We start from the raw sequence: 12798 nt of genomic DNA on the forward strand, positions 1-12798 counted from the left end.
TCAAGTTACACACGTGGCCTCACAAGGGCCCCGTGACCCCTTTCGACCGCCAAAAGGTAAATAGTCAAATGAAAGCGTTATTAGTTATGGCCCTTAGCAGCTTGTGCGCCACCGCCGCCCTGGCCGACGAAGCCCCGACTGACGTAGCCAGCCAGAGCACCCCGATTGTTGAAGATTACACTTACAGCACCCATCTGGACGTCGCCAAAGTAGTGTCCATGAGTGAAGTCCCGGATGTATGCAAAGTTGTACCGGTAAAAATGGAATATGAAGACTCCCAAGGCCAGCGTCATATTCTTCAATATCAGGTCATGGGTAACGGTTGCTCTAACGGATAATAACTTCGTTAGTTTGAACTGAACCTGATCTTATTCGCCGCAAGAAATCGTTCTTGCGGCAAAGAGCCCTCCCCCTCGAATCGAATGCTACGATTGTGGCGCCGCCACCTCACCTGCAAGGCAGGATGCATTCATGCGAGCCAGTTTCGAAAAAATCCCCACCGAGGCGAACACCTCCTGGACCCTGCTGAACAGGCGTCTACCGGAGGCGATTCCGTTTGAATGGCATCACCATCCCGAATACGAACTGACCCTCACCCTCAACAGCCGCGGGCACCGCTATATCAGCAACGATGTGGCGCTCTACGATGATGGCGACCTGGTGCTGGTGGGCCCGAACGTGCCCCATAGCTGGTCTTCCGCCGAGCTGATCGACCCCGCCAAACCGCACATTGCCTTGGTCATCTGGTTTTCCGAGGCCTGGGCGGACTCGCTAGTGCAACTGTTTCCGGAGATGGGGTCGACGCGCGCGCTATTGGCTGCAGCGCGACAGGCGCTGAGTTTCAGTGACGCTACGTCCCAGGCGCTGCGCCCGGTGATCGAAGCCATGGTCGAGCAAGACGCTTCCCAGCGCTTGATCTCGTTGCTCACCGTACTCAACACATTGTCCCGGGATATCGCCGCGCAGCGCATCGCGACGGAAAACGCCGCCCCTCATATCGTTGAAGACGCTCGCATCCGCCGCGTTCTGGACTACCTGCACGGCCACTATGCGCAACCTGTCGGCATTCCCGAGCTGGCGCAGATGGCCTGCGTCAGCGTTTCAGCCTTCCATCGCATGTTCCGCAAACACACACGCTGCACGGCGCTGGACTACATCGTCCGGCTACGCATCGGACATGCCTGCGCTTTATTGATGCAGGGCAATCTGGCGGTCAGCGCGATTTCCGAACAGGTCGGCTATGCCTCCCAGGCGTTGTTCAATCGGCAGTTCAAGGCGCACAAGGGCATGACGCCGTCACAGTTTCGGCTTCAGCACGGGCATCACTTCCAATAAGCCGATTCTTCTATTCGCTTCGCAACAAACGCCATAATCGTACTGCTAAACGCTCCAAATCAGGCTGCCGCCCAGGCGGGCCGGGGTGATTCCATACCTGTACGCACAACAACAAGACAGGTCACCTCATGAGCAACTACCACGCCTTCGAATGCGCCGAGCTGCCGGACGACTACAAGCGCAGCATCGTCGCGATGAAAAAGGCCCTGCGCGCGCAGATCGGCGATGTGCCTGGGCTGTTTGACGAGGTCAGCGAGTTCATCAGGGCTGAAATCGCCTCGATCAAGGCCGAGCAGTGCGCCTGGCCCGAGCTCGACTTTGAAACCATCGCCAACGGCCAGGTCACCGAAGCACAACGGGCACTCATCAAGCGCCGGGGCTGCCTGGTGATCCGCAACCACTTCCCCAGGGAACAGGTGCTGGGGTGGGACAAGAGCCTGCTGGACTACCTCGACCACAACCATTTTGACGAGGTGTATCGCGGCCCGGCCGACAATTTCTTCGGTAACCTCGAAGCCTCGCGCCCGGAGATATTCCCGATCTATTGGTCGCAAGCCCAGATGCAACTGCGCCAACACGAACGCATGGGCGCTGCACAGTCGTTCCTGAACCGCCTGTGGACCATCGATTCCCAAGGCCGGCAATGGTTCGACCCGGACATCAATGCGCTGTACCCCGACCGCGTCCGCCGCCGCCCACCCGGCACCACCTCCAAAGGGCTTGGCCCGCACACCGACTCGGGCGCCCTGGAACGCTGGCTGCACCCGGCCTACCTCAAGGTGTTCGACAAGATCTACCGCAACGACTTCAAGTCCTACGACCCCTGGGACGCTGCATATCGCACAGAAGTCGATGAATACGCCTACAAGGACACGGTGAAATGCTCCGCCTTCCGCACCTTCCAGGGCTGGACCGCACTGTGCGACATGCAGGCCGACCAGGGCGTGCTGCATACCTTGCCGATCCCCAAAGCCATGGCCTATATGCTGCTGCGCCCGCTGCTGGACGACGTCCCCGAAGATGAGTTGTGCGGCGTTGCGCCGGGCAAGGTGCTGCCAGTTTCAGAGAAATGGCACCCGCTGCTGGTCCAGGGCATGACCCCGATTCCGGACGTGCAGGCCGGCGATTCGGTGTGGTGGCACTGCGACGTGATCCACAGCGTCGCCCCCGTCGAAAACCAACAGGGCTGGGGCAACGTGATGTACGTGCCCGCCGCGCCCATGTGCCCGAAAAACCTGCGGTACGCCAAGGATGTGCTCAGGGCTTTCGAGCAAGGTGCCTCACCGGATGATTTCGCCCGGGAGGACTACGAGAAAGAGTGGAAAGACCGCTTCATGACGCCGCAACTGAACACCCTCGGCCGCAAAGGGCTGGGGCTGGAATAAGCACCGCCCCCCCAAAACAACAAAAAGGGTTATCCCCCATGAAAATCCCCCATCGCCTTGCCGTTGCCATCTCCCTCGCCAGCCTTTGCACGTTCGCCGCCCACGCAGCCGACAGCAAAGGCACTGTTGAAGTCGTCCACTACTGGACCTCAGGCGGGGAAGCCAAGTCTGTGCAGGTGCTGCAACAACTGATCGAGAAAGACGGTTTCACCTGGCAAAACAGCGCCGTCGCCGGCGGCGGTGGCGCTGCTGCCATGACCGTCCTCAAGAGCCGCGCCGTCTCTGGCAACCCGCCCTCTGCTGCGCAGATCAAGGCACCAGACATTCAGGAGTGGGGCAAGCTGGGCCTGCTGACCAGCGTCGACAACGTCGCCAAGGCCAACCACTGGGACAGCCTGCTGCCCGAAAGCATTGCGCAACTGATGAAATTCGACGGTCACTACGTCGCCGTGCCGCTCAACATCCACCGCATCAACTGGTTATGGATCAACCCCGAGGTACTCAAGAAAGCCGGCGTGTCCAAAGCCCCGGCAACCCTGGAAGAACTCTACGCCGCCGGCGACAAACTCAAGGCCGCCGGCTTCATCGCCATCGCCCACGGCGGCCAACCCTGGCAGGACACCACCGTATTTGAAGGTCTGGTGCTCAGCATCCTGGGCGCAGAAGGCTTCCAGAAAGCCTTTATCGATAACGACGAAGCCACCTTCACCGGCCCCAAAATGACCGAAGTCTTTGTCGCGCTGCGCAAGCTGAAGACCTACATGGACCCCAATGGCGCAGGCCAGGACTGGAATATGGAAACCGCCAAAGTCATCAATGGCCAGGCCGGCATGCAAATCATGGGGGACTGGGCCAAAAGTGAGTGGAGTGCGGCCGGTAAAAAAGCCGGGGCCGATTATGAATGCGTGCCCTTCCCCGGCTCACAAGGCATTTATAGCTACACCATCGACTCACTGGCCATGTTCAAACCGTCCAGTAAAAATGATACGCCGGGCAACAACGCGGCTCGCGACGACTTGGCCAAGATCGCCCTGGAGCCGCAGTTCCAGACGGTGTTCAACCAGAACAAAGGCTCCATCCCGGTGATCAAGGGCCTGGACATGAGCCAGTTCGACAGCTGTGCCCAGGCTTCCGCCAAAGACTTCGCCGAAGCCGAGAACGCCGGCACGCTGGAGCCGAGCATGGCCTTCAACATGTCCACGTCCCAGGCGGTGCAAGGGGCGGTGTTTGATGTGGTCAGCAACTTCATGAGCAATAAAGACGCGGACCCCGCCAAGGCTGGCAAGCAGATGTTTGCCAGCATCAAAGCCGCAGCCCAGTAACCCCCCGCGACCCGTTCTTGCGCCAAACGGCGCAAGAACTTCCAGACCGAATCCGCCCCAGTTCGGCGCACTGAAACAAACGCCTACCGCCCGTCAAAAAAATCCAAGCCAGGCAAAGCCTTGTAAACCCGGACCTTGGCTGCAAACACCACCATTTTGGCCGCTCACCGAGACCATCCGCCGCAACACAAAGTCGAATTTTTCCCTATAATGCGCGGGTAAATCGGGCCTGCAATATCCCTTTACACTGGGATGAAGAGCCAGACCTGAGGCCCCCGCTGGAGCCAGCAAGCATTGCTCCGCCCCTCAAGCCTCAAGCAGAACACCCGTAACCCTGATTCCGTTTAATGCGTGCGTTAGCTGCAACAAACGATTCCTTAAGATCCACCGCGGCCTTTGGGCCGTGTGAACACCCAACCATCCGGTTTCACACGGGCACCTTAGAGCCCTCACGCAGGAGACGACACGTCATGCTGAGCTGGGACGAATTCGACAAAGAAGAAGACGGCGAAGTAGTTGCCAAAGGCGCCAACGCCGGCCACGCCACCGAAGCCAACATGGACCGCCTCGACGGTGCCGGCGCTGCTGCCGCCATCGAAGCCCGCGCCGTCACCGCCGCTGACTCCGCCGCCATCGTGCGCGCCAAGGCCGCCCTCGACAAACTCGACGTCGCCGAAGGCCTCGCCGAGCTCGAAGGCTCCGCCGCCCGCGTCGCCGTTGACGAAAAACGCATGATCAACTGCCGCGCCGACCTCAACCAACTTGTACCTTTCAAATACGACTGGGCCTGGCAGAAATACCTTGACGGCTGCGCCAACCACTGGATGCCGCAAGAGGTCAACATGACCGCCGACATCGCCCTGTGGAAAAACCCTGAAGGCCTGACCGACGACGAGCGTCGCATCGTGATGCGCAACCTCGGCTTCTTCTCCACCGCCGACTCCCTGGTTGCCAACAACCTGGTACTGGCTGTTTACCGCCTGATCACCAACCCGGAGTGCCGCCAGTACATCCTGCGCCAGGCCTTCGAAGAAGCGATCCACACCCACGCCTACCAGTACTGCATCGAATCGTTGGCCATGGATGAAGGCGAGATCTTCAACATGTACCACGAGATTCCATCGGTCGCCAAAAAGGCTGCCTGGGGCTTGAAGTACACCCGTTCGATCTCCGATCCGAAGTTCGAAACCGGCACCGTCGAGACCGACAAAGAGCTGCTGCGCAACCTGGTCGCGTACTACTGCGTCCTGGAAGGCATCTTCTTCTACTGCGGCTTCACCCAGATCCTGTCCATGGGCCGTCGCAACAAAATGACCGGCGTGGCCGAGCAGTTCCAATACATCCTGCGGGATGAGTCGATGCACCTGAACTTCGGTATCGATGTGATCAACCAGATCAAAATCGAAAACCCGCACTTGTGGGATGCCGAGATGAAGGAAGAAGCAACCCAGATGATCCTGCAAGGGACTCAGCTGGAGATCGAATACGCGCGTGACACTATGCCGCGTGGGGTGCTGGGGATGAATGCGGCGATGATGGAGGATTACCTCAAGTTCATCGCCAACCGTCGTCTGTCGCAGATTGGTTTGAAGGAAGAGTATCCAGGGACGACTAACCCGTTCCCGTGGATGAGCGAGATCATGGACTTGAAGAAAGAGAAAAATTTCTTTGAGACTCGGGTTATCGAGTACCAGACCGGCGGTGCGTTGAGCTGGGATTGATTCCTGAGCCAACTAAAAAGCCCTGACTTGTTCAGGGCTTTTTTGTATTTGCAGAGTGCCAATTCCTACAGGCTCGTAGGAAATTTCGTGGACGTGCTAGTGGCCACTCAGTATCGTCCGAGGGTTTTCTACCTTCGGCGGCTGTATGGATACGAAAAAAGCTAAGACTGGCTGGAGTGACGACGAGCTTGAAGCCTCAGTCGACGCTTATTTGAGAATGTGGGCGCTTGAACAGAACGGAAAAGCCTTCAACAAATCGGTCGAAAATCGACTGTTACGCGAGGGGCCACTGAGGCTGCGTAGCGCTTCGTCTGTCGAGTACCGCATGCAAAACATATCAGCCGTAATCGAGCTAATGGGCCTGCGGTGTATCACCGGATACAGGCCTGCAAAAAATGTCGGAGCCAGAGTGAATGAGCGTATTCGCAAAGTATTGGTTTCGAAAATATGCCTCTATCCAGAGATTGATATCGCTACGGCAGATAAACCGCTACCTAGAAGCCCCCCCACTGTCTCGAAGCCCTTACTTCAAATAGAGCCTCAGGGCATTCTTAATCCACGGCAACTATTTACTGTCAGCATTTCCTTTGCGCGCGCGCTCCATGTACGAAAGCAGGTTCGACGGCTAGCAAGTGGTATTTGCGAGGGTTGCGATAAGCCGGCACCGTTCACAGGTGATGATGGCGAGCCATTTCTTGAAGTACATCACGTCAAGCACCTCGCCCAGAAGGGTTCGGATCGCGTTACCAATGCTGTAGCCTTGTGCCCCAATTGCCATCAGCGTTGTCACCGCTCAAATGACCGTGGTGAATTCACCAAAGGGCTTTACTCGAAAATCAAAAGATTGAGAGAGGAGTAGAATTCTGCGGTCACAGCTCATGCGTTACCAAAATTACTAGATAGGACCGAGACCCGCCCGTGAACCCAGACATGCTCGAATCCGGCCCCCTGGATGCCAAAGTACTCTCCGTCTTTGACTTCGACGGCACCCTGACCCACCACGACAGCTTCGTACCGTTCCTGAAGTTCGCCTTTGGTAAAGGCGAGTTCATACGCAGGATAGTGAAGCTGGCGGTGCCTGGCGCGCAGTTCCTGTTGCGGGTCATTAGCCGTGATGAGCTCAAGGCGCAGTTGATCCGCACCTTTATGACCGGCGTGGACAAGGCGTGGGTTCAGCAGAAGGCTGAAGCGTATTGCCAGGCGTATTGGAACAAGTTGATGCGGCCAACAGGGCTGCAATCGGTGGCCGATGAGGTGAAGTCCGGGGCGGTGGTGACGCTGTGTTCGGCGTCGCCAGCGTTGGTGTTGCAGCCGTTTGCGGATCGGCTTGGGATCCGGTTGATTGGTACTGAGCTTGAGGTGGTGGACGGGGTGTTGACGGGCAAGCTCACGGGGAATAATTGCCGGTGTGAGAATAAGGTGCTTCGGCTTGAGGCGGTTTATGGGGATCTGGGGGAGTATCGGCTCAGGGCCTGGGGTGATACGCGCGGGGATCGGGAATTGTTGGCGGCGGCGCAGGATGCGCATTTTCGGCATTTTCATGGGAAGAAGAAGCGGGCCAGGTTGCAGCGGTGATGCGGGTGGATGGGGCAGGAAGGTAGACCGAGTTGATGCCATCGCAGCCTCGCTGGGGCTCGACAGCTCCCACAGGTTATCTCTGTACATCCTTAGGGTTAGATTGGCGCTTTGAGATCCACGCCTAGTGCCGTTGCGAAGGCTTTGACCAGCGGGCTTCGTGGGGCGTTGTGGCGCAGGATGAGGTTGAACGGTGTGCTCAGGTGGATCTGCTCCGGGCATAACACGCGCAGGCGCCCTTCCCTCACCAGCGGCGCGGCGTAGTGTTCGGGGAGGAAGCCCAGGAAGCGGCCCGTGAGGATGAGGATGGCGACGGCTTCTACCTGAGAGGCCGAGGCGGACTGGCTGTCGTAGCTGACGAAGTTGGCCTTGTCGCTGTGGATCGCGTAACGATGGTTGACCACTTCATACTGGCGCAACACATCTGCGTTGATGTCACTCGCTTCAAACAGCGGATGGCCGAGGGCGCAGTACGCGTGGGACTTTTCTTCGTACAGCGGGAAATAATCGAATTCTTCCCGCCGCTGGTACACCGGGACGATGCCGACAATCAGCCGCCCTTCCACCACGCCCCTCTCAACTTCGTCCAGTTGCGAGGCATGCAGGCGTAATCTTATTTTTGGCGATTCTGTATGTAATTTCCCCAGCGCCTTAATAAGCGGCGAATTAACGTCCGATACGGTGTTATCAATAACACCCACACTAAGGTCGCCGATCAGTTCGTTCTGTGCCGAACTAAGCCTGTCTCTGAAACTGTCTACCGAGGCAAATAATTCAATGGACGCTTGATAGACTAATTTGCCTTCTTCGGTCAGGCCAAACCCTTCTCGCCCTCGTGTACACAAGCGCATACCGATGCGAATTTCGAGGTCAGAAATCTGCTTGCTGATTGCCGCCAGGCCCACATTCAGCTCATTCTGCGCCGCGCTGAAGCCGCCCGCTTCGACCACAGCCTTGAACACCCGCAGCAATTTGAAGTCCAGGCCGCTGAGTTGCAGCGCAGGTCTTGTGCCGGGTTTTGGCGGTATGTTTCCAGAATTGGAAAGTGGGGTTTCCATAATACGTGTTGACCTCAAGTGCCATCTTCAACAGGCTTTGACCTACTCCATGAACATCGCCGGGCGGCAATAATGAACATACTTAACCGCCCTTGGCAACCTTGAATATAGCGGGTTGAACAGCTTTTACCGGCTGCTTTAACGCCCATAAAAACCTGACACTTCGATCAGGATTTTTCGTTTTGCTACTGCCCTCCGAATCCATAAGGCCAAGCCACGTCCACCGGGCTTGTCACTTCTAAAAACAAGCGTGAGGAACACCATGTCTCAGCCCACCGATCGCCTCTGGGGTGCTCGTTTCAAGTCCGGCCCGTCCGCTGCTTTGGCGGCGCTGTCCCGTTGCCCCGAGCGCTATTTTCGCCTGACGCCCTACGACCTGGCCGGCTCCCGGGCCCATGCCCGTGAGTTGCAGCGCGCCGGGTTGCTGGATGAGTCGGAAACCTTGCGCACCCTGGAAGCGCTGGACCGCATCGGTGAGGACTTTGCCGCCGACCGCCTGCACCCGACGCTGGATGACGAGGATGTGCACACCTTCATCGAGCGGGTGTTGACCGAGCGCTTGGGCGCCCTGGGCGGCAAGTTGCGCGCCGGGCGTTCGCGTAATGACCAGACGGCCAACGATTTGCGCCTGTTCCTGCGGGATCACGCGCGCACCATCACCACCGAGGTGTTGGGGTTGCAGCAGGCGCTGGTGGACCAGGCCGAGCAGCATATCGAGAGCATCTGCCCGGGTTTCACCCACTTGCAGCAGGCGCAGCCGATTGTGTTCGCCCATCACTTGCTGGCGCATGCGCAATCGATGCTGCGGGATGTGCAGCGCCTGGTGGATTGGGACGCGCGTACGGCGTTGTCGCCGTTGGGTGCTGCGGCGATGGCGGGCTCGGCAATTGCTCGCCAGCCGGAGCATTCGGCCAAGGAGATGGGTTACACCGGGCCGTGCGAAAACTCTATCGATGCTGTAGCCAGTCGTGACCACGTGGCGGAGTTTCTGTTTGTGGCGGGCATGCTCGGGGTGAATATTTCGCGGCTGTCGGAGGAGTTTTGCCTGTGGTCGTCGCGGCAATTTCGCTGGGTGCAGCTGGACGATGCCTACGCCACCGGTAGCTCGATCATGCCGCAGAAGAAGAACCCGGACATCGCCGAATTGGCGCGGGGTAAAGCCGGGCGGTTGATTGGCAACCTGACCGGGTTGATGTCGACGCTCAAGTCCTTGCCGCTGTCGTACAACCGCGATTTGAGTGAAGACAAGCACAGCGTGTTGGACAGCGTGGATACCTTGCTGCTGGTGCTGCCAGCGATGGCCGGGATGGTCGCGACGATGAAGGTGCAGGTGGAAGAGCTGCGGCGTCAGGCGCCGATGGGTTTCACCCTGGCGACGGAGGTGGCGGATTGGTTGGCCACTCGCGGTGTGCCGTTCAAGGAGGCCCACGAGATTACCGGCGCGTTGGTGCAGGCCTGTGAGAAGCATGAGATTGAATTGTGGGAAGCCTCGCCGGCGTTGTTGGCGGAGGTGGATACGCGGCTGACGCCGGAAGTGCGTGAGTGCCTGACCCTGGAAGCGGCGATTGCGGCGCGCAGTGGTTGGGGTGGTACGGCGCCGGAGCGGGTCAGGGAGCAGATTGGGCGGTTGAAGGTGGCGTTGGCTGCGCAACAGAAGTGGGCAGAAAACTACACCGGCTTTCGAATTTAAAGATCGTAAAGATCGTTCCCACGCTCTGCGTGGGAATGCAGCCTTGGACGCTCCGCGTCCTGCCGCCAATGCAGGTGGTGACGCGGAGCGTCACGGGATGCATTCCCACGCAGAGCGTGGGAACGATCAGTGTATTCAGTTGTTTTGGAGAGTCACCATGAAACAAACCCCGGCAGAGCGCTTGCAAGCCGAGCGCCAGCAGACCGAGAACCAGTTCGATATCACGAAGTACGAGCATGTGCCCCGTCGCTATTACGGTCGGATGGTGTTCGCCACTTTGATCGTGATCGCACTGGCCGCCTTGTTGCGTGCATTCGCCAACGGCCAGATCGAATGGTCCTACATCGGTCAGTTCCTCACGTCCGAGGCGATCATCTGGGGCCTGGTGAACACCATCATCATGTCGATCCTGGCCATGGCGCTGGGTGTGGTGATCGGGGTGATCACAGCAATCATGCGCATGTCGGCCAACCCGATCCTGCGCTACGTGGCCATCACCTACACCTGGCTGTTCCGGGGTACGCCGCTGATTCTGCAACTGCTGTTGTGGTTCAACCTGGCGCTGATTTTCCCGGTGATCGCGATTCCCGGGCTGTTCAGCATCGACACCGTGGACCTGATGACGCCGTTCGTGGCCGCCCTCCTCGGCCTGAGCATCAACCAGGGTGCCTACACCGCTGAAGTGGTGCGCGCCGGCCTGTTGTCGGTGGACACCGGCCAGTACGAAGCCGCCAAGTCTATCGGCATGCCGAGCCTTCAGGCGCTGCGTAGGGTGATTCTGCCCCAGGCGATGCGGGTGATCATTCCGCCTGTAGGCAACGAGTTCATCAGCATGGTGAAAATGACCAGCCTGGCAAGTGTGATCCAGTACTCGGAGCTGCTGCACAACGCGCAAAACATCTACTACGCCAACGCCCGGGTCATGGAGCTGCTGATTGTTGCCGGCATCTGGTACCTGGCGGTGGTGACTGTTCTTTCATTCGGTCAGAGCCGCCTTGAGCGTCGTTTTGCCCGCGGCGCCGGCAAGCGTTCGTAAGCCCTGACTGAGGAGATTTGCCCATGAGAAGCATCGTCAAGGCCGTGAACCTGAACAAGTATTACGACCAGTATCACGCGCTGCAGGACATCAACCTGGAAGTCGAACAAGGCGAAGTGCTGTGCATTATCGGCCCGTCCGGTTCCGGCAAAAGTACCCTGCTGCGCTGCGTCAATCAGCTGGAAAAAATCGACAAGGGCGGCCTGTGGGTCGACGGCGAACTGGTGGGTTACCGGGTCGTCGGCAACAAGCTGCATGAGTTGAATGAATCACAGATTGCTCGTCAGCGCCTGGCCACCGGCATGGTGTTTCAGCGCTTCAATCTGTTCCCGCACATGACCGTGTTGCAGAACATCATCGAAGGCCCGTGCCAGGTGCTCAAGCGCTCGCCCAAGGAAGCCACCGAGGACGCCCTGGAGTTGCTGGCCCGGGTTGGCCTGGCGGACAAGCGCAATGCCTACCCGGTGGAATTGTCCGGCGGCCAGCAACAGCGTGTGGCGATTGCCCGTGCGTTGGCGATGCGTCCCAAGCTGATGTTGTTCGATGAACCCACGTCAGCCCTCGACCCGGAGCTGGTAGGAGAAGTGCTGTCGGTGATGCGTGATTTGGCCACCACCGGCATGACCATGATTGTGGTCACCCATGAATTGGGCTTCGCCCGCGAAGTGTCCAACCGCATGGTGTTTATGGATGCCGGCCAGATTGTGGAAGCCGGCAGCCCTGAAGAAATTCTAATAAGCCCACAAAATCCGCGTACCCAAAGCTTTATTTCTGCCGTTCGCACTTAACTAAAAAACTAACGAGAACGCCCCCATGAAAAATCTGTTTCTTCCAAGTTTGCTCGTAGGCCTGATGGCCTCCACTTCGGTTTTGGCGGCATTGCCGGCAGCGATCAAGGACAAGGGTGAGATCAGCGCGGCCATCGTGCCGAACTACCCGCCGATGGATTTCAAGGACACCGCCACCAACAAACTCACCGGCCTGGACTTTGACCTGGGCAACGCTCTGGCCGAGCGCCTGGGGGTGAAGATCAAGTGGCAGGAAACCGGATTCGAACAGATGCTCAGCGGCCTGACCACCAAGCGTGTGGACATTGTGCTGTCGGGCATGACCGACACCGCCGAGCGCCAGAAGTCGGTGACCTTCATTGATTACTTCACCAGCGGCCCGCAGTTGTACACCCTGGCCAAGCGTGAAGACCTCAAGGAATTGACTGACCTGTGCGGTAAAAAAGTCGGCACCAGCCGACGTACCACCTGGCCGTCGGAAATTGCCGCGTGGAGCAAGGAAAACTGCGAAAAGGCCGGTAAGCCAGCCATCGTGGTGATTGGCACCGAGGGCTCGGCGGATGCGCGGGCGCAGTTGCAGCAGAACCGTCTGGATGCGGCGATGCAGGGCAGTGAAACCATTCCTTACCTGATGTCGCTGGACAAGGGTAAGTACAAGCCGGTGGGCCTGGCGATTTCCAAGCAGTTCACGGGGCTTGGGATTGAGAAGAGCAATACCGAGTTGGTCACGGCCATCAGTGAGGCGCTGCAGGGCATGATTGATGATGGGACGTACGGCAAGATTCTGCAGAAGTGGGATCTGGAGCAGGGTGCGGTGGAAAAAATCAGCATCAACGCCGGCCAGTAACACCCTATAACCCTGTGGGAGCCGGGCTTGCCCGCGATGAG

The 12798-nt window shown here is 58.5% G+C and carries 12 protein-coding genes; 11 read left to right on the plus strand and 1 reads right to left on the minus strand.

What is annotated here, in order from left to right; translation table 11 throughout:
• Positions 1-68 precede the first annotated feature (68 nt).
• From K0H47_RS12275 to K0H47_RS12305, 7 genes are all read left to right on the plus strand, one after another.
• On the plus strand, positions 69-338 hold the full coding sequence (locus tag K0H47_RS12275) for a DUF2790 domain-containing protein (RefSeq protein WP_008435250.1): 270 nt from the start codon (positions 69-71) through the stop codon (positions 336-338).
• 133 nt (positions 339-471) lie between these two features.
• A complete protein-coding gene (locus K0H47_RS12280) occupies positions 472-1335 on the plus strand; it encodes an AraC family transcriptional regulator (RefSeq protein WP_177071166.1) in 864 nt (287 codons plus the stop codon).
• 128 nt (positions 1336-1463) lie between these two features.
• On the plus strand, positions 1464-2720 hold the full coding sequence (locus K0H47_RS12285) for a DUF1479 domain-containing protein (protein WP_219272758.1): 1257 nt from the start codon (positions 1464-1466) through the stop codon (positions 2718-2720).
• Positions 2721-2758: 38 nt separating this feature from the next.
• Positions 2759-4042, plus strand: a complete 1284-nt coding sequence (locus K0H47_RS12290; protein ID WP_219272761.1) for an ABC transporter substrate-binding protein — start codon at positions 2759-2761, stop codon at positions 4040-4042.
• Between the two features lie 470 nt (positions 4043-4512).
• Positions 4513-5763, plus strand: a complete 1251-nt coding sequence (locus tag K0H47_RS12295; RefSeq protein WP_023659243.1) for a ribonucleotide-diphosphate reductase subunit beta — start codon at positions 4513-4515, stop codon at positions 5761-5763.
• 145 nt (positions 5764-5908) lie between these two features.
• The gene (locus K0H47_RS12300) at positions 5909-6622 is read left to right on the plus strand and encodes an HNH endonuclease signature motif containing protein (RefSeq protein ID WP_219272763.1); all 714 of its coding nucleotides are present in this window, start codon (positions 5909-5911) and stop codon (positions 6620-6622) included.
• 71 nt (positions 6623-6693) lie between these two features.
• The gene (locus tag K0H47_RS12305) at positions 6694-7338 is read left to right on the plus strand and encodes an HAD-IB family hydrolase (RefSeq protein ID WP_219272765.1); all 645 of its coding nucleotides are present in this window, start codon (positions 6694-6696) and stop codon (positions 7336-7338) included.
• A gap of 98 nt (positions 7339-7436) precedes the next feature.
• On the opposite strand, the gene K0H47_RS12310 is transcribed toward K0H47_RS12305, so the two are convergent.
• Positions 7437-8396 carry a LysR family transcriptional regulator gene (locus tag K0H47_RS12310; RefSeq protein ID WP_218263267.1) on the minus strand — a complete coding sequence of 320 codons (960 nt, stop codon included), beginning with the start codon at positions 8394-8396 and terminating at the stop codon, positions 7437-7439.
• A 262-nt stretch (positions 8397-8658) separates the two neighbouring features.
• Between K0H47_RS12310 and argH the strand changes: the two genes are divergently transcribed.
• The 4 genes from argH (at position 8659) to K0H47_RS12330 (ending at position 12757) form a co-directional block, all read left to right on the plus strand.
• Positions 8659-10086: an argininosuccinate lyase gene (gene argH, locus K0H47_RS12315; RefSeq protein WP_093207068.1), complete on the plus strand. Its 1428-nt coding sequence runs from the start codon at positions 8659-8661 to the stop codon at positions 10084-10086.
• Positions 10087-10243: 157 nt separating this feature from the next.
• The gene (locus tag K0H47_RS12320) at positions 10244-11122 is read left to right on the plus strand and encodes an amino acid ABC transporter permease (protein WP_219272768.1); all 879 of its coding nucleotides are present in this window, start codon (positions 10244-10246) and stop codon (positions 11120-11122) included.
• A gap of 23 nt (positions 11123-11145) precedes the next feature.
• Entirely contained in the window at positions 11146-11910 is a 765-nt protein-coding gene (locus K0H47_RS12325; RefSeq protein ID WP_003211502.1) for an amino acid ABC transporter ATP-binding protein, read from the plus strand.
• Positions 11911-11935: 25 nt separating this feature from the next.
• Positions 11936-12757 carry an ABC transporter substrate-binding protein gene (locus tag K0H47_RS12330; protein WP_201140233.1) on the plus strand — a complete coding sequence of 274 codons (822 nt, stop codon included), beginning with the start codon at positions 11936-11938 and terminating at the stop codon, positions 12755-12757.
• The last annotated feature ends 41 nt before the right edge of the window (positions 12758-12798 follow it).

Source organism: Pseudomonas sp. Xaverov 83 (genome assembly GCF_019352905.1).
Lineage (GTDB): Bacteria > Pseudomonadota > Gammaproteobacteria > Pseudomonadales > Pseudomonadaceae > Aquipseudomonas > Aquipseudomonas yamanorum.

What these genes read in the sequence shown, in the direction of transcription:
- K0H47_RS12275 (WP_008435250.1), top strand. Translation starts at nt 69, where the DNA reads ATGAAAGCGTTATTAGTTATGGCCCTTAGCAGCTTGTGCGCCACCGCC.
- K0H47_RS12280 (WP_177071166.1), top strand. Translation starts at nt 472, where the DNA reads ATGCGAGCCAGTTTCGAAAAAATCCCCACCGAGGCGAACACCTCCTGG.
- K0H47_RS12285 (WP_219272758.1), top strand. Translation starts at nt 1,464, where the DNA reads ATGAGCAACTACCACGCCTTCGAATGCGCCGAGCTGCCGGACGACTAC.
- K0H47_RS12290 (WP_219272761.1), top strand. Translation starts at nt 2,759, where the DNA reads ATGAAAATCCCCCATCGCCTTGCCGTTGCCATCTCCCTCGCCAGCCTT.
- K0H47_RS12295 (WP_023659243.1), top strand. Translation starts at nt 4,513, where the DNA reads ATGCTGAGCTGGGACGAATTCGACAAAGAAGAAGACGGCGAAGTAGTT.
- K0H47_RS12300 (WP_219272763.1), top strand. Translation starts at nt 5,909, where the DNA reads ATGGATACGAAAAAAGCTAAGACTGGCTGGAGTGACGACGAGCTTGAA.
- K0H47_RS12305 (WP_219272765.1), top strand. Translation starts at nt 6,694, where the DNA reads ATGCTCGAATCCGGCCCCCTGGATGCCAAAGTACTCTCCGTCTTTGAC.
- K0H47_RS12310 (WP_218263267.1), bottom strand. Translation starts at nt 8,396, where the DNA reads ATGGAAACCCCACTTTCCAATTCTGGAAACATACCGCCAAAACCCGGC.
- argH (WP_093207068.1), top strand. Translation starts at nt 8,659, where the DNA reads ATGTCTCAGCCCACCGATCGCCTCTGGGGTGCTCGTTTCAAGTCCGGC.
- K0H47_RS12320 (WP_219272768.1), top strand. Translation starts at nt 10,244, where the DNA reads ATGAAACAAACCCCGGCAGAGCGCTTGCAAGCCGAGCGCCAGCAGACC.
- K0H47_RS12325 (WP_003211502.1), top strand. Translation starts at nt 11,146, where the DNA reads ATGAGAAGCATCGTCAAGGCCGTGAACCTGAACAAGTATTACGACCAG.
- K0H47_RS12330 (WP_201140233.1), top strand. Translation starts at nt 11,936, where the DNA reads ATGAAAAATCTGTTTCTTCCAAGTTTGCTCGTAGGCCTGATGGCCTCC.